12 protein-coding genes and 1 pseudogene are annotated in these 16117 nt (G+C 61.9%); 8 read left to right on the top strand and 5 right to left on the bottom strand.

Annotated features, from left to right (window positions below):
* Positions 1-57: 57 nt before the first annotated feature.
* On the bottom strand, positions 58-1986 hold the full coding sequence (locus K7H91_RS21545; protein WP_230722263.1) for a hypothetical protein: 1929 nt from the start codon (positions 1984-1986) through the stop codon (positions 58-60).
* 47 nt (positions 1987-2033) lie between these two features.
* Positions 2034-2369: a plasmid mobilization protein gene (locus K7H91_RS21540; RefSeq protein ID WP_230722262.1), complete on the bottom strand. Its 336-nt coding sequence runs from the start codon at positions 2367-2369 to the stop codon at positions 2034-2036.
* 184 nt (positions 2370-2553) lie between these two features.
* On the opposite strand from K7H91_RS21540, the pseudogene K7H91_RS21535 reads away from it, so the two are divergent.
* Positions 2554-3156, top strand: a pseudogene (locus K7H91_RS21535) (IS110 family transposase); the annotation flags it as partial.
* A 430-nt stretch (positions 3157-3586) separates the two neighbouring features.
* Here the strand turns inward: K7H91_RS21535 and K7H91_RS21530 are convergent.
* The 3 genes from K7H91_RS21530 to K7H91_RS21520 all read right to left on the bottom strand — a co-directional run bounded on the left by K7H91_RS21530 (position 3587) and on the right by K7H91_RS21520 (position 7336).
* Positions 3587-4636 carry a substrate-binding domain-containing protein gene (locus K7H91_RS21530; protein ID WP_230722261.1) on the bottom strand — a complete coding sequence of 350 codons (1050 nt, stop codon included), beginning with the start codon at positions 4634-4636 and terminating at the stop codon, positions 3587-3589.
* A gap of 121 nt (positions 4637-4757) precedes the next feature.
* Positions 4758-5825, bottom strand: a complete 1068-nt coding sequence (locus K7H91_RS21525) for an ABC transporter permease (protein ID WP_230722260.1) — start codon at positions 5823-5825, stop codon at positions 4758-4760.
* Positions 5822-7336: a sugar ABC transporter ATP-binding protein gene (locus tag K7H91_RS21520; protein WP_419197510.1), complete on the bottom strand. Its 1515-nt coding sequence runs from the start codon at positions 7334-7336 to the stop codon at positions 5822-5824. Before K7H91_RS21520 ends, K7H91_RS21525 begins: the two co-directional genes overlap by 4 nt.
* Positions 7337-7510: 174 nt before the next feature.
* Here K7H91_RS21520 and mtnK point away from each other — a divergent pair, with 174 nt between their 5' ends.
* From mtnK to K7H91_RS21485, 7 genes are all read left to right on the top strand, one after another.
* Positions 7511-8779: an S-methyl-5-thioribose kinase gene (gene mtnK / locus K7H91_RS21515; protein WP_230722258.1), complete on the top strand. Its 1269-nt coding sequence runs from the start codon at positions 7511-7513 to the stop codon at positions 8777-8779.
* Positions 8776-9870, top strand: a complete 1095-nt coding sequence (gene mtnA / locus K7H91_RS21510; protein WP_230722257.1) for an S-methyl-5-thioribose-1-phosphate isomerase — start codon at positions 8776-8778, stop codon at positions 9868-9870. Before mtnK ends, mtnA begins: the two co-directional genes overlap by 4 nt.
* 4 nt (positions 9871-9874) lie before the next feature.
* Entirely contained in the window at positions 9875-10810 is a 936-nt protein-coding gene (locus tag K7H91_RS21505; RefSeq protein ID WP_230722256.1) for a transketolase, read from the top strand.
* Between the two features lie 2 nt (positions 10811-10812).
* Entirely contained in the window at positions 10813-11814 is a 1002-nt protein-coding gene (locus K7H91_RS21500) for a transketolase family protein (protein ID WP_230722255.1), read from the top strand.
* Positions 11814-12929 (top strand): RuBisCO large subunit C-terminal-like domain-containing protein, encoded by a 1116-nt coding sequence (locus tag K7H91_RS21495; protein ID WP_230722254.1) that lies wholly within the window; start codon positions 11814-11816, stop codon positions 12927-12929. Before K7H91_RS21500 ends, K7H91_RS21495 begins: the two co-directional genes overlap by 1 nt.
* Before the next feature lie 88 nt (positions 12930-13017).
* Complete coding sequence (locus K7H91_RS21490; RefSeq protein ID WP_230722253.1) at positions 13018-13965, top strand: sugar-binding transcriptional regulator; 948 nt, start codon at positions 13018-13020, stop codon at positions 13963-13965.
* Between the two features lie 62 nt (positions 13966-14027).
* Positions 14028-16082 carry a bifunctional aldolase/short-chain dehydrogenase gene (locus K7H91_RS21485; protein WP_230722252.1) on the top strand — a complete coding sequence of 685 codons (2055 nt, stop codon included), beginning with the start codon at positions 14028-14030 and terminating at the stop codon, positions 16080-16082.
* Positions 16083-16117 lie beyond the last annotated feature (35 nt).

Here is a 16117-nt window from a genome sequence, read left to right as displayed (position 1 = left end):
GACACATGACGCGCCATTTGGCACCGGCGCGTTCAGCATCGACAACGAGCACCGAGATCACAATTCCGGCAAGTCAGGCGCGGGATCGGGATCACCATCCTCGAAAGGCGTTTCCTTCTCCGCTGCCCCAGCTCGCAACTCACGCACAAGACCGTCGCGGTCGATGTCCAACACACGGCTTCCATCATATAGGAAGTGGCCGTCGAGGGTCTGTCCACGAAGCATCTCCTGGCCTTGATAAACAACGAAACTGACACGCGGCATGGGTTGACCGCGCTGTGCCGCTGCATCCGCCACTCTCCGGATCAACTCTGCCCGTGTTGGAAATTCTGTTATGTTCCCAGCGGCTGGCCCAGCGCCGTCAACACCTTTGAAAGATCGTTCCTTATTGCCGATATATCTTGTGCCTGCGCCAGGATGTGCGTCTCGATATGCTTCACTTTCCGCCGCGTTTCCTGATCGGCCTCCAGCGCCGTCACCGCGCGATCCATCTGGTCCGCCACGCGCTGGATCTGGTCTATGAACCGCTCGATCCGGGCCGAGATATCCGGATTTTTCTCCTGCATCAAAAGCATTTCCAACGGGTCGATCAGCGCGGTCAGGCGCTTGATGTCCCGACCGAGCTCCTCCCAGTTCACCTGCGCTTCCTTCCTCTTTTCCATTCATTGACTCCAATCGTTTTTCGAGGGATCTCCACCGTGCCTGATCAAGGCGCAAAAGCGACTTCGCCAAAAGGTGAGACGCCTGTCGTTCAATCAGGCGGCCGAGCAGGCACCTGAACAGCTCTCCGATCCGACGCGTGATCTTGTTCGTTCCCGCTGATCTGGCGTCTGCGGACAACGGTGATTGATGAATATCGAGGTCGCTCGATATCCGGAGCTCTTCCGACCATGGCGCTGTCTCGCCGTCCCGCTCTGTCCAGATATGGTTTGCGGTTCTTTTAGACCTGTGCCTGAACAAGGCGCCGGAAAGCGCCAGATGGCCCTGATGGCAGGCCGGCAGTGAAAGTCCCGGTCCGCTCAGAATATCACCGGGTCGTTCCAGCACCGTATCCGGATAGTGGTAACGGGACCGATTGAGCGCCGCACGCCTTTCCATTCCCACGGCCAAAAGTGATGGCGCCCGCCGGAGCTCGTCCGCTCTTTCGATCAGACGCTCGCCCATCGACAGGCTATGTCGCGGGTCTTCCTCGCGAAAGAGATCTGAAAAGGCATAGCCGGACAACCGGATATCACGCTCCAGGCCGGGTCCTGTGAACGTTGTCGTACGAAGATTCTTGCGTTTAACGCGAATGCCGAGCTCAGACAGCTCCGGCGCAATCGCATCAAGAAGCATTTCCCGCGAAAATATGCGGGTATAATCAAGGTGGGCTGCGGCAATCTCGATGATCCTGTCACGCATATCGGCGCCAGGATCATTGCCATTCCGCTCGGCCTCGCGTCTTTGCTTTAGCTGCCTGTCGGTCATTGCGAAATCGCGCTTTCGCAGCGGCGAAAGAGGGTCTGCCCACCCGAAACGGCCATTGACCGTATCACGAAAGGAATCCCAAAGGCTGCGGCTGACCCGCCCGGGTGGATTGGCGTTATAGGCGCGCGGGCTACCATCTGCTTTCAAAACCGCCCGCGGCAGCATGATGTTCACCTCCAGTCGGCCGGTATGCGTGTGCGTGCCGACAAGCGGATGAAAGCAGGCTCTCTGCGGCAGCCCGGCATAGGCCACATGGAAGAAGAGGTTCAATGTCTGGCCAACCTGCATTCGCGAGGCGGCATCACCGGCATTGAATGCGGCGACATCAATATCGCTGCGATCAAAGGACAGGGTCGCGACCGAATAACGATGCTTGGTCTCCAGAAGCTGCATCGCAGCCAGCACGAGCCGCGGGTCACTGATCAGGACTTCCGGCGCAGGGTCGCGGAGAACAGAAAGGCGCTGCCCGTTCATATCCTTGGTTACGCGCTGCGCGATCAGATACCGGATCGCTGCCATCAGATTGCTCCGCAGATCCGCTCCGCTATGCGGCGACCATCCCAGGATCATCGGAACACCAAGCCGTCAACGACACGATCATAGGCGCGCTCAAGTCGGAGAAGCGCCTGGAGCACTTCAGCATTCCCGCCGTTCCTATCAATCACATCGACCAGATGGTCCTGCCGATCCCGGATACCTTGCAAGGTCTCGATGATCAGCAATCCCTGCCTGGCGCTGATCGGGCGGTCAGTACGCCTCTGGCAGAGATAGGCTGAAATCGTCATTCCCGCAGCCTTTGCCTCGTGACGGATCTCCGCCCAACGACAATCTGTCGTCCACACTTCCCTCTGTTTGCTCTTTTCCGCTTCGGCTTTTCTTGGGCGTCCAGCCATGAACTTCATCCGCTTTCCGGTTCAAAGGGAATTTTACCCCCGGCGTGCGAGGAGCCTTGATGAATCAAAAGTGCTCGATTTTTGTGAAAAAACAAAACGGTGTTGATTGCCACTGAGAACTGATGGAGTGGATGGCCCCTCCCGACGGCATCGCAATGTGCCAAAGTGATGTTTGCAACGTCACTGGAAGGAGAGAGCATCCATGAACGAAGTTAGCATTGTTGGCGTGGACCTTGCAAAGCGGGTCTTTCAACTCCACGGGGCTCGGGCAGATGGCACCGTTGCGTTTCGCAAGAAGGTAACGGCACGGCTTTACCTTGACCAGATCGAGGTGCTTTCCGAAAAGATTGATGCGCTCGAGAAGGTGCTCAAGCTCGAAGCGACCCGGTCGCAAAGCACCGTCCGGCTCATGACCATGCCAGGTATCGGGCCCGTTACCGCCATGGCGATAGTCGCTTTTGCTCCAACGATGAGTACCTTCAAGCGGGGGCGCGATTTTGCGGCCTGGCTGGGGCTGGTTCCACGCCAACATTCAAGTGGTGGAAAACAGGTTCTGGGCCGAACATCGAAGATGGGGCAACGCGATATTCGGCGACTGCTGATCATCGGTGCGATGACCGTGATCCGCTGGGCGGGACGCAAAGGCGTTCCGGAAAGCTCCTGGCTGGGTCGGATGTTGTCGCGCAAACCGCGCATGCTGGTTGCGATCGCTTTGGCCAACAAGATGGCCCGGTCAATCTGGGCGATGATGACAAAGAACGAGGATTACAGAACTCCGGCCCTGCCTGCTGGCTAAGTGCAAGCACGAAGGTAAACCAGCAGGGTCAGAGCGTCGGGAGTGTGAGGAGGTCAGCGAACGGTAAGGACAAGGATACGGTGAGAGAGGATCTGGAAAGGAATACGGGTCAGAGAGCCAGCAGCTCGCAGAACTGATTTGCGCCAGATCCGCATAGCTCCATACCGGCCAGCGGTCAGTGATTTGCCGCGTTAAAGGCCTGATACATGACCGCACCCGATCACAAGTCCAAATCGTTCAACAAACTTCTTGCGCAATCGAGGGCATCCATACATGACCCGGCGTTTCCACCGAGAGAATGGAAATATAAGGCCACGTCGGGTCATGTTCTCAGTGGCAATCAACAAACAGAGCCCCGGCAGGTCGCCGGGGTTCGCTTCGCAGCGTTCTTCAGGCGGTAGCCGCCTGATGCGCTTAGGAGAATCTCGACCTACTGCTTGGAGGGCAGCGGCATCCAGTCGGGCGTGGCGACATCGGCGTGGGCGAAGGCCGGCAGTTTCTCGCTGAGTTCCTGCATGTTCTTGATGTCGTCATCGAGCAGAGCCTGCTGGGTGATCAGCGTCGGCGGCACGATGACGTTGTGGCCGGGGTCTTCGCCGGCGAGCATCATTGCGAGCGCCCGCACCGAAACCTCGCCGACGACAGCCGGATTGGTGGCGGCCGTCGCAACCCATGCGCTGCCGGGCTCGCGCATGGCGGCAATATCCGACGTCGAGACGTCGGCCGAATAGATCTTGATCGCATCCGACATGCCGGCCTCGTCGACGGCGATCTTCACGCCCTTGGCGAATTCGTCATAGGGCGCGAACATGACGGTGATGTTCGGGTTGGCCGACAGCACCGAGCGGGCCTGGTTGGCAACGGAGTTGGCGATCGGATTGTCGAGCGTGCCGAAAGTGGCAACTTCGTCGATGCCCGGATATTTTTCCTTGAATTCCTGCCAGACCTCGTCACGGCGGTCGAGCGGCGCGATGCCTGCGACATAGACATAGCCGGCGGTAAAGCTGTCGCCATTGTCCTCGATTGCCTGTTCCAGCGCCAGACGGGCGAGATCATGGTCCGACTGCTCGATCTGCGGGATGGCGTCGTTTTCGACATTCACGTCGAAGGCAACGACATCGATGCCGGCATCAACGGCGCGCTGGGCGGCTTCGCGCATGCTTTCCGTCAGGCCGTGCTGAATAATGATACCATCGACGCCAAGCGCGATCGCCTGATCGACCATGTCGGCCTGAAGGGCGGCATCCTGGCGGCTGTCGAGCACGCGAAGATTGAGGCCGAGCGCCTTCGACTGGGCTTCGACGCCAGCCAGATAGGACTGGAAGAAGTCGCCGGTCGACAGATAGCGCACCAGCGCGATGGTGACATCTTCCGGCTTGTCGAAGGGCGCCGGCATATCGGCGGCCATGGCCGGCATGGCTGCGGCGGAAAGCATTGCGCCAGCCGCCATGGTGTTGAACAGTCTGCGTGTGATTTTCATTTTCTCATTCCTCCACGTCTGAGATCCAGATTTGAGATCGCTTGCGCCTCCTCCCGCAGTGCCCGATACCGGCGCCAGTATCGGTCCTGTCGACGGGCGGCAAAAAACCGCCCGTTCATGTTCAGTGCTTATGCCGCGTCGAGAGCGCGAAGGTGAAGACCAGCGCGATCACCAGCACAGCGCCCTTCACGAAATCCTGGGTGTAATAGGGCGCGTTCATCATCGTCAGCCCCTGCAGCAGAATGCCGACGAACAGCGCACCGATGGCCGTGCCGAAGGCATTGGGCTTTGCTGCGCCGAGCACGGCAAAGCCGATCAGCGCCGCGGCCACGGCATCGAGCAGAAGATTGTTGCCCGAGGCGATATCGCCGCGACCGAGCCGGGCGGCCAGCAGAATGCCGCCGATCGAGGCGAACTCGGCAGAGATCACATAGGCGAGGATCTTGTAGCCGTTTACCGGCGCGCCGGCGAGGGCTGCCGCGCGCTCATTGGAGCCAACGGCATACATCATCCGGCCAAACCGAGTGAACTCCAGAAACAGCCAGATCGCGATCGCCAGAACGATCAGCACCACGACCGAGACCGGCACGAGATTGGGCAGGATGAAATCGAAGCGGTGACGACCGAGCGCCAGAAAGGCAGCGCTGAAAGCGCCCTCGGCCTGCGAGCCATCCGGCAGCGTCATGCCGGTGGCAATCGAACGCCCTTCCGTCGGAATGCGCTGCAGGCCAAGCAGCAGAAACATCATGCCGAGCGTGGCGAGCAGATCGGGAACGCGGCCATAGACGATCAGAATGCCGTTCACAAGACCGATCAATCCGCCGATCACGAGGCAGACGGCAACAGCTTCAAACGCGTTGCCGCCCATGACCACCATGACATAGGAAGACGCCATCAACGCCGTGGTCGCGACCGAGCCGATCGAGAGGTCGAAGCCGCCAACCACCAGCGTTGCCGTGACGCCGAGCGCCAGGATGCCGGTGATCGATACCGATTGCAGGATGAAGACCGCGCTCTGCGGCGAGGCAAAGCCCGGAGCGGCGATCGAGAAGATCAGCACCAGCGCAAGCAGCAGCGCCAGAAAGCCATAACGGATTGCCAGCGCGCGGACATTGCCCGAACGACGGCCTTTGTGTTCCGGCTTCGCAACGGCGGAATTCTGGGCGAGTGCGTTTTCTTCGTTGGTCATTGGCTCACCATTTCCAGACGCCCGGCGATCTGGGCGAGAAGTGTATCAAGGTCGACTTCGAGGTTTCTGTGCTCGCCGACTATCGTGTGTTCGGACATCACCAGAATGCGGTCAGCAATCTCGAACGCCTCGTCGAGTTCGGTCAGGAAGACCAGCGTGGCCCGGCCGCCGGTCGACTGCCTGAGGGTCGACGCGATATCGCGCCGGGCGGCGATGTCGACGCCCTGAAACGGCTCGTCGAGGATCAGCAACCGCGCGTCATGGCTCAGCCAGCGTCCGACCATCACCTTCTGCTGGTTGCCGCCCGATAGCGTTTGCATGGCATCGCGCTCCGTGCGGCAGACAACGTTGAGGCCCGAAATCTGATCGCGCGCCTGCGCCTTTTCGCGCGATCGGCTCATGATCCCGAAGGATGACAGGCGCTTCAGGAACGGCAGGCTGATGTTTTCGTAGATGTTGAAGTCCGGCACGATGCCGCTGACGGCGCGGTCCTTGGCGACCAGAAACACGCCGCTTCCAATGGCAGCGCCCGGATTTTTCGGCGCATAGGCCCTGCCTTCCAGCGACATCTGCCCGCCATGGGGCCGGCGCGCGCCGAACAACGTTTCCGCCAGCACGGTCTTGCCGACGCCGACAAGGCCGGTGACAGCCACGATTTCGCCCTCGCGCAGCGTCATCGAGAACGGCTTTTTGCCGGGGGCAATCTGGAGGTCTGTTGCGGAAAAAACCTCGGTCCCGCCATCGCGCACGTCCACATGGCCATGGCTGATGGTGCGGCCGAGCATGGCGTCGACAGCGCCCTTGTAATCCAGCTCCGGGCCCTCGAATACGCCGGAGATCCGGCCATCGCGCAGCGCCACGATGGTATCGGCCAGCCGCCGGATATCCGACATGCGGTGCGAGATATAGAGGATCGCAACGCCATCGGCGCGCAATCTGTCAAGCAGGGCAAAGAGGCGATCGGCTTCAGCGCTCGAGAGCGACGAGGTCGGCTCATCAAGAATGAGAACGCGCGGCTTATGGGCCATGGCGCGGGCAATCGCCACCATCTGGCGGTCGGCCAGCGACAGGTCGGAGACCTGTGCGGAAAGATCGAGCGAAAGCCCCATGGCTTCGGCGACGACACGGGCCTGTTTGCGAATCCTGTAAGGATTGAAGAACACCGAAGCGCCACGCCCGGTCAGCCGGTCGAGCACGAGATTGGTCGCGACATCGAGATCGGCGGCAACGCCGTCATTGATGTTCTGGTGCACGGTGACGACGCCGGCGCGAATGGCTTCAGCGGGGGTAGCGGGGGTAAACGGCTTACCGGCCAGCGTGATGGTGCCGCTGTCAGGGCGATAGAGACCCGTGACGGTGCGCACCAGCGTGGATTTGCCGGCACCGTTGGCTCCCATCAGCACGGTCACTTCTCCGGAGCGCAAGCGCAGATCGACGCCATCCAGCACCTGGATCGGCCCGAACGCCTTGCGCAGCCCGTCTATGCGGAACACTGCGGTCATGAAATTCATTTCCTCCCGCCATCATCCTAGAAGCGGAAATCGTCAAATGTCAACAGCAATGACATTTGCCAGAAAATAAAAATAGCAAATGTCATTAGTGTTGACAAATGACAGATCGCGGCGCTACCGTGCTGAAAAAGCCCCGCGAGCGCAAACCGCCGGGGCGCATTTGGGAGGATGTCTATGGCGCTGGAAGAGGCCTTTGCGGCACTTGAGCCCGAAACCCTGCCGTCACGGCTGGGTTCACTCGGAATTCTGACGGACAAGCTGGGACCGCCCTCGGGCTGGCAGGTCCGGGAGGTCGGCGACGGCAATCTGAACCTCGTCTTCATCGTCGAGGGCGGCGGCAAAAGCATGATCGTCAAGCAGGCGCTGCCCTATGTCCGCCTTGTGGGCGAAGGCTGGCCGCTGCCGCTGACGCGCTCCTTCTTCGAGTATAACGCCCTCATCCGCCAGGCCGAACGCGCGCCGGGAAGCGTGCCTGAAGTCTTTTATTTCGATGAGCGGCAAGCGATCATAGTTCAGGAATTCCTGAGCCCGCACATCATTCTGAGAAAGGCGCTGATCGAAGGGCAGGTACTGCACCGGCTCGCCGAAGATCTCGGCCTGTTCATGGCGCGCACCCTGTTCCGCGGCTCCGACCTTTCCATGGAAGCGGCCGCCCGCAAGAAAGACATGGCGCTTTTTGCCGGCAATGACGCGCTTTGCGACATCACCGAGGCGCTGGTCTTCACCGATCCTTATTACGACGCCGAGATGAACAGCCACACGACGCCGGAGCTCGACGGCATCGTGGCTAGGCTGCGCGCCGATCGCGACCTGAAGGTGACGGCGCAGGAAATGAAGCTCGCCTTCGTCACCCGCGCCGAGACCATGCTGCATGGTGACCTCCATACCGGCTCGATCATGGTCACCGAGGACGAGACGCGGGTGATCGACCCCGAATTCGCCTATTACGGCCCGATGGCCTTCGATGTCGGCATGCTGCTCGCCAATTACTGGATGGGCTTCTTCTCGCAACGCGGTCACGAACAGAACGGCGCGCGCGAGGATATGCGGCGTCATCTGCTGGACACGATCACAGGCACATGGACCGTCTTCCGCGACGAGTTTTCGCGGCTGTGGCGCGAGGAGCGCACCGGCATTCTGTTCCAGCGCGCGCTCTATGAGGATCAGGGCGATAGGCTCGGCGCGGAACAGGCGCTGGAGCGGTTCCTGCATGCGCTGTTCGAGGACATGCTGGGCTTTGCCGGGCTGGAAATCCATCGCCGTATTCTGGGCCTCGCCCATAATGCCGATTTCGAGACCATTGCGGACCGCGCACAAAAGGCGCGGTGCGAGACCGCAGCGCTCGAATTCGGACGCCACATCGCGGTCAACCGCCGCCATATCAGCAGCCTTGATGCACTGGAAAGACTGGCCAGCCGGCTGGAAGAGGAGAGCGCCCCATGAAGGTTAGCGATAAACACTACCGCACGATCTGGCCGCACGAGGATGGCCGTTCCGTGGAGATCATCGATCAGCGCTGGCTGCCGCATGATTTCCGTGTCGTAACCCTGTCTACGGTTGACGAGATCGCCACGGCGATTGCCGACATGTGGGTGCGCGGCGCGCCTCTGATCGGCGTGACGGCGGCCTATGGCATCGCGATCGCCATGGCGGATGACCCCTCGGACGCAAATCTCAATGCGACCTCCGAGAAGCTGCACGCAACGCGGCCGACAGCCATCAATCTCAAATGGGCGCTCGACGAGATGCGGCACACGCTCTCGAACGTCGCGACCGACGAGCGCGCGGAGGCAGCCTATCGCCGTGCCGCCGAGATCGCCGATGAGGATGTGGAGCTGAACCGCGCGATCGGCCGCCACGGGCTGGAAATCATCAAGGAGATCGCAGCGAAGAAGAAGCCGGGCGAGCCGGTCAACATCCTCACCCACTGCAATGCCGGCTGGCTTGCCACCGTCGATTACGGCACGGCGACCGCGCCGATCTATCTGGCGATGGAGGCCGGCATTCCGGTCCATGTCTTCGTCGACGAAACCCGGCCGCGCAATCAGGGCGCCTATCTCACCGCCTGGGAAATGGACGGCCATGGCGTGCCGCATGACCTGATCGTGGACAATGCGGGCGGCCATCTGATGCAGCATGGCGAGATCGACATGGTGATTGTCGGCACCGACCGCACTACAGCCTCGGGCGATGTCTGCAACAAGATCGGCACCTATCTGAAGGCGCTGGCGGCGAAGGATAACGGCGTGCCGTTCTATGTCGCCTTGCCCTCGCCCACGATCGACTGGACGGTGAATGACGGCGTCGCCGAAATTCCGATCGAGGAGCGCAGCAGCGACGAGGTGAGCTTCGTCCAGGGCGAAAACGCGGCGGGCGAAATCATCTCGGTGCGCGTATCGCCGAAAGGCACGCCCGCCCGAAACCCCGCCTTCGACGTCACCCCCGCCCGCCTCGTCACCGGCCTGATCACCGAACGCGGCGTTGCGGAGGCATCGGCCTCAGGCCTTGCGCGCCTCTTTGAACAAGAGAACTGATCCCATGTCCCTGACCAACGAAAAAACCACCGAGGATATCGCGCACGGCATCCGCAAGCGGGTGTTCCTGCATACGATGCGCAATAATGGCGGCTATCTGAGCCAGGCCTGTTCTGCGGCCGAAAGCCTCGCCTTTCTTTATAACGAGGCGCTGCATCTCGGCGCGCCGACCCTGCCGTCGGTTCCCAAGCCCTTCGCCGGCGTGCCGTCGGCCCACAACCCGGATGCCTTCACGGGCGCGGGCTATCACGGCCCGTTCGCGCCGGACTATGACCGCTTCTTCGTCTCGCCCGCCCATTATGCGCTGGTGATCTATTCGGCGCTGATCGAGGTCGGTCGGATGGACGAGAACGCGCTCGACCACTTCAACAAGGATGGCGGCTCGGTGGAGATGATCGGGGCCGAGCACAGCCCCGGCATGGAGGTCACCACCGGCTCGCTGGCGCAGGGGCTTTCCATGGCCTCCGGCGTCGCCTTCGCCCGCAAGCGCGCGGGCGAGAAGGGCAAGGTCTGGGTCTATATGTCCGACGGCGAGTTCCAGGAAGGCCAGACCTGGGAGTGCATCTCCGCCATGCGCCACCACGAGATCGACAACATCCGCGTCATCGTCGACGTCAACCGTCAGCAATGCGACGGGGCCATGTCATCGGTGCAAGAACTCTACGACCTGCCGGAACGGATTGCCGCCTTCGGCGCGACCTGCCGCTCGATCGACGGGCATGATCTTGAGGCGATGCGCAAGGCCGCCGACAGCGCGGAGGCCGGAAAGCCGCTGGTGATCCTTGCCAATACCTCGCCTTTCCAGGGCATGGACTTCCTGAAGAAACGCTTCCCGCGCCTGCATTACGTGCGCTTCAAGAGCGCAGACGAGCGCATCGAGATGCGCGACGCGCTGGCGGTCGAGCTTGGCGTTGACCTCAATGAAATCGAAGAGGCCTGATCATGGTGGACATCGTCAACAGACCCTACGCCACGGCGTTCGAAACCTTCGCGACCGCGCGGCCCGAGGTGATGTGCCTTTCGGCCGACCTCACCTCGTCCTGCGAGGTCGACGGCTTTCGCGACCGCCATCCCGAACAGTTCCTGTCCATGGGCATGGCCGAGCAGAACATGCTTTCCTTCGCCGGCGGGCTGGCCATGCAGGGCTACCGGCCCTTTATCCACACCTTTGCGGTGTTCCTCTATCGCCGCCCCTATGACCAGCTCATCAACTCGATCGCCTATTCCAACCGCAAGGTGCGGATGATGGGCTTTCTGCCCGGCATTACCACCCCTGGCGGCATCACCCATCAGGCAATCGAGGATATCGCCGTGATGCGTGCCATCCCCAACATGACGGTGCTGGAAGCCGGCGACGCGACCGAGGTTGAAACCATTCTCGAAGTTGCCGACAGCATTGACGGCCCGGTCTATGTGCGGGTGCTGCGCGGCCAGGTGCCGCGGCTGTTTGCGACCCCGTTTGCGTTCAACAAGCTCCGTACGCTCAGCAAGGGTGACGATGTGCTCGTGCTGACATCCGGCGTGTGCACCGAGGAGGCTCTGCGCGCCACGGCAGCGCTATCGGGAAAGGGCGTTGGCGTCCATCACCTCCATGCCTCAACGCTGAAGCCTTTCGAACGCGACACCTTCATCGAGGCCGCACGCGGCAAGAAGGGCGTGGTCACGCTCGAAAATCATATCATCACCGGCGGTCTCGGCACGATCGCGGCAGAGATCATCGCGGAGGAAGGGCTTGGCGTGAAGCTTCGTCGCCTCGGCCTGAACGATACCTTCGCCCATGGCGCTTCCAAGCCCTATCTGATGAAAAAGTACGGGCTGGACGCCATTGCCCTGGTCCGCGCGATCGAGGATGTGCTCGACCACGAGCTCGACATCACCGACGATGCGCTTGAGGCGGTGCGCCTTGACGCGGTCCATTCGGCCGAAAAGGCGGAGGCGCTCTGATGGCGAACCGGTTTTCGGCGGGCTATCTGATTTCTGATGCTGACTACGAGACCGCGAAACAGCGCGCGCTCAACATCACGGTCGAGCAGACCGTCGAGATCCCGCGGGATATCGTGCCCGCCGGCTATGTCGAGGATGAAATCCTCGGTCGGCTGGAAGCGCTTGAGGCAACCGACGGCGGTTATGTTGCCGAGATTTCCTACAGTTTCGATGATGTCGGCGGCGATTTTCTTCAGCTTCTGAACGTGCTGTTCGGCAATTCCTCGATCCTGTCGAAAACCCGCCTTGTCTGGATGAAGCCCTGCGCCGGGCTTGACGCGATCACGCCGGGTCCGCGTTTCGGGCGCGACGGGCTTTACCAGCTGGCAGGCGTTTCCGGCGGCCCGCTGTTGATGTCTGCGATCAAGCCGGTCGGCCTCTCCACGTCGGAGCTCGCCCGGCTTGCAGGCGATTTCGCGTGCGGCGGCATGGATTTCGTCAAGGACGATCACGGGCTTGTGGACCAGAAGACCTCGCCCTTTTCCGAACGGCTTGCTGCCTGCGTCGAGGCAATCGGCGAGGCCAACGCCAAAACCGGCTTCAACACCCGGTTCATTCCCAACATCACCGCGCAGCGCGGCCAGACAATCGAGCGCGCCTACGAGGCGAAGGAAAAGGGTGCCGGCGGCGTGATGCTCGCCCCGGCGCTCGCGGGCTACGATGTCGCGCTGCAATTGGCGGAAGACCCTGATTTCGGCCTGCCGGTGATCTCGCACCCGGCCTTTTCCGGCGCCAATGTGGTGGGCGGCGATTGCGGCTTTTCCCACCGCTTCTATTACGGAACGCTGCAGCGCCTGATGGGCGTGGATGCTGCGGTCTACCCCAATTTCGGCGGCCGTTTCGGCTTTTCGCGGGAGGAATGCCTGTCGATTGTCGATGGCTGCGCGCAGGAGTTTTCGACACTGAAATCGATCCTGCCCGCGCCCGGCGGCGGCATGACATTCGAACGCGTTCCGGAAATGCGGGCGGCCTACGGGCGGGACGTCATCTATCTGATCGGCGGGGCGCTGATCCGCGAACGGGAAACACTGGTGGATGCTTGCAGACGCCTCGGCGAAACGGTCAGGGCGGGGTAGGAGGCTCTTCTTGCGGCGCGGAAGCGAAGCGGGCAAATTCACTTTTTTCACCCGACATGGATAATGTCCAGACCACGATGAGATACTCATGCTGATCCGACCGAGCGACCGCATTCTCCACAAAGCCGCCTGGCTCTATTACACCCATGGCCTGCGCCAGGATGAGGTGGCAAAACAGCTCGACATATCGCGCGCCTCGGTCGCCATGTATCTGCGTCGTGCCCGCGAAATGGGCATCGTCACCATCTCCACCTCGACCGAGCTTTTCGCCGATGATGTTCTGGCGCGGGAGATGGAGGATGCGTTGGGGATGGACGCGGTCTGGATCGTGCCCGAGGACCGTCAGGCGCTCGACCCGGAGACCGAAATGCCGGTCGTGGCCGCAGCGGTGTTCCAGGGGCTGATCAACAAGGGCGACAAGGTTGGCGTTGCCTGGGGGCGGACCGTCTATCACATCGCCGACGCCATGCCGTTCGCCGATCTGCAGGGCGTCACCGTGATCCAGCTCTGCGGCAATCTCGGCGCGCCGTATAACTACCGCCCGGACCAGTGTACCACCGAAATCGCCCGTCGGCTGAATGCCGAGGGCATCAACTTCTACGCGCCGCTGGTGCTGAGCACCGAGGCGCTCTGCGCCCAGCTGCGCAATGAGGAAATCATCCATCAGCAGATGGCGATGATCGGCGAGTGCGATCTGGTGCTGTACTCCGTCGGCGGGATAGCACCGGACAGCCATCTGGTGAAATGCGGTGCGCTGTCGGCGGAAGCGATCGAGGCGCTTGGTGAACAGGGCGCGGCCGGCGTGATTGCCGGACAGGTGATCGACCGCGACGGCGCGATCATGGATTGCGAGCATAATCGCCGCTGCATATCCGCCGATCTCGACACGGTGCGCCAGATTCCCAAGCGGCTGATGGTGGTGCAGGAAGCAGAGAAATTCGAGGCGCTGAAGGCGGCGCTCAGGGGCGGCTTCGTGTCCCACCTCGTGGTGACACGGTCCATGGGCGAACAGCTCATGGATGCCTGGAAAGCCTGAACGCCGTCACTGGATACACATTTGTAAAGACCGGGGTCAAACGGCCCCAGGGAGGATGACCGATGGAAAATCTCTGGAACGATGCCGCGGCCAAGGCGGCGGTTGAACGCTATGGCGCAAACGGCGTCAATGAGGACCTCGCGCTTTGCACCTACACGACACGTCTTCTCGGCGGGGAATCTCGGCTGGTGCTCCATGGCGGCGGCAATACCTCGGTCAAGACTGAAGCGAGCGACCTCGTCGGCGAACGTTTCGACGTGCTTTGCGTCAAGGGCAGCGGTTGGGACATGGCGACCATTGAGCCGGCGGGGCTGCCGGCCGTCAAGCTTCGCCCACTGCGGAAGGCGCGGGCCTTCGACAAGCTGTCGGACGAGGACATGGTCACGCTCCAGCGCGCCAATCTGATCGACCCAGCCTCACCCAATCCCTCGGTCGAAACCCTGCTACACGCCTTCCTGCCGCAGAAATTCGTCAACCACACCCATTCCACAGCGGTGCTGGCAATCGTCGATCAGGCCGAAAGCCGTCGCCTTGCGAATGCGGCTTTCGGCGACCGGTTTGCCTTCGTGCCCTACATCATGCCTGGCTTCGCGCTCGCCAAGGCCTCCGCCGAGGCGTTCGAGGCAAAGCCGGACGCCGAGGCGCTGATCCTCGACAAGCACGGCATCTTCACCTTCGCCGAGACCGCGAAGGAGGCCTATGACCTGATGATCGACTATGTCTCGCGCGCGGAAGACTATGTCCGGCGCGAGGGCAGACCGGCCTTCCACCCCGTTAGCCTGCCGGACGGCATCGCAAGCGCAGACATGATTGCGCCGATCCTGCGCGGGGCGGTGGCGATCAGGCAGAAGGGCAAGCGTTTCGGACGGATGGTCAATGATTTCCGGACCTTGCCCGCGATCATGGACTTCGTCAACGCCGGCGAACTCGCCGATATGGCCGAACGCGGCGTCTCCACGCCGGACCTCTCGATCCGGATCAAGACCGGGCCGATGGTGCTGCCCGCCCCGCGCGCGGATGATCTCTCTGGCTTTGCCGCCGCCACGACTGCGGCGGTGGACCGCTATGCCGAGGCCTATACGCGCTACTTCAACGAGAACAACGACCGCGACGATGTTGACCGGACTATGCTCGACGCCATGCCGCGCCTCACCCTGGTGCCGGGTGTCGGCCTCTTCGGGCACGGGCGCAGCGCCAAGGAGGCGAAGATCGCCGCCGATCTCGGTGAGATGTGGATCGAGGCGGCGCGCGACGCGGAAATGGTCGGGCGGTTCGAGCCAGTCAGTCGCCAGGATCTGTTCGATCTGGAATACTGGTCGCTGGAGCAGGCAAAACTGGCCGGCAACAAGCCGAAACCGCTCTCCGGCCAAGTGGCGCTGGTCACCGGCGGCGGCGGCGCGATCGGTGCGGCGGTCGCCCGGCTGTTCGCCGCCGAGGGTGCTCATGTGGTGATTGCCGATCTCGACGGCGGGCGCGCCGAAGAAGTGGCGCGCGCGGCCGGCAATAGCGCGATCGGCGTGGCGATGGACGTCACCGATCGCGCTTCGGTCAAGGCCGGCTTTGCGGCGGCCGTGTCACGTTTCGGCGGCGTCGATATCGTGGTGTCCAATGCCGGCGCGGCCTTCCAGGGGCCGATCGCAACCCTTGACGATGCGGTGCTGCGCAAGAGCTTCGAACTGAATTTCTTCGCCCACCAGATCGTGGCGCAGGAGGCGGTCCGGATCATGCAGGCGCAAGGCACGGGCGGCGCACTGTTGTTCAACGCCAGCAAGCAGGCCGTCAATCCCGGCGCGGATTTCGGCGCCTACGGGCTTGCCAAGGCGGCAACCCTTTTCCTGTCGCGTCAATATGCGCTGGAACACGGCAAGGACGGCATCCGCTCCAACGCCGTCAATGCCGACCGCATCCGCTCCGGCCTGCTCGATGACGCCATGATTGAAAGCCGCGCCGCCGCGCGCGGCCTTTCCGTTGAGGATTATATGGGCGGCAACCTGCTGCACCGCGAAGTCACGGCGGAGGATGTGGCCCGCGCCTTCTTCGACCTCGCCTGCGCGGAAAGCACTACCGCCAACGTGACCACTGTCGACGGCGGCAATATCGCGGCCGCCTTGCGCTAGAGCAATTTCTTACCGTTCAGAATCGGACTGGGATT

The sequence above is a fragment of the Martelella mediterranea genome (genome assembly GCF_021021415.1).
In the GTDB taxonomy this organism is placed as follows: domain Bacteria; phylum Pseudomonadota; class Alphaproteobacteria; order Rhizobiales; family Rhizobiaceae; genus Martelella; species Martelella mediterranea_C.
This window is presented reverse-complemented; position numbering and strand designations above follow the sequence as displayed.

What these genes read in the sequence shown, in the direction of transcription:
- K7H91_RS21545 (WP_230722263.1), bottom strand. Translation starts at nt 1,986, where the DNA reads ATGGCAGCGATCCGGTATCTGATCGCGCAGCGCGTAACCAAGGATATG.
- K7H91_RS21540 (WP_230722262.1), bottom strand. Translation starts at nt 2,369, where the DNA reads ATGAAGTTCATGGCTGGACGCCCAAGAAAAGCCGAAGCGGAAAAGAGC.
- K7H91_RS21530 (WP_230722261.1), bottom strand. Translation starts at nt 4,636, where the DNA reads ATGAAAATCACACGCAGACTGTTCAACACCATGGCGGCTGGCGCAATG.
- K7H91_RS21525 (WP_230722260.1), bottom strand. Translation starts at nt 5,825, where the DNA reads ATGACCAACGAAGAAAACGCACTCGCCCAGAATTCCGCCGTTGCGAAG.
- K7H91_RS21520 (WP_419197510.1), bottom strand. Translation starts at nt 7,336, where the DNA reads ATGAATTTCATGACCGCAGTGTTCCGCATAGACGGGCTGCGCAAGGCG.
- mtnK (WP_230722258.1), top strand. Translation starts at nt 7,511, where the DNA reads ATGGCGCTGGAAGAGGCCTTTGCGGCACTTGAGCCCGAAACCCTGCCG.
- mtnA (WP_230722257.1), top strand. Translation starts at nt 8,776, where the DNA reads ATGAAGGTTAGCGATAAACACTACCGCACGATCTGGCCGCACGAGGAT.
- K7H91_RS21505 (WP_230722256.1), top strand. Translation starts at nt 9,875, where the DNA reads ATGTCCCTGACCAACGAAAAAACCACCGAGGATATCGCGCACGGCATC.
- K7H91_RS21500 (WP_230722255.1), top strand. Translation starts at nt 10,813, where the DNA reads ATGGTGGACATCGTCAACAGACCCTACGCCACGGCGTTCGAAACCTTC.
- K7H91_RS21495 (WP_230722254.1), top strand. Translation starts at nt 11,814, where the DNA reads ATGGCGAACCGGTTTTCGGCGGGCTATCTGATTTCTGATGCTGACTAC.
- K7H91_RS21490 (WP_230722253.1), top strand. Translation starts at nt 13,018, where the DNA reads ATGCTGATCCGACCGAGCGACCGCATTCTCCACAAAGCCGCCTGGCTC.
- K7H91_RS21485 (WP_230722252.1), top strand. Translation starts at nt 14,028, where the DNA reads ATGGAAAATCTCTGGAACGATGCCGCGGCCAAGGCGGCGGTTGAACGC.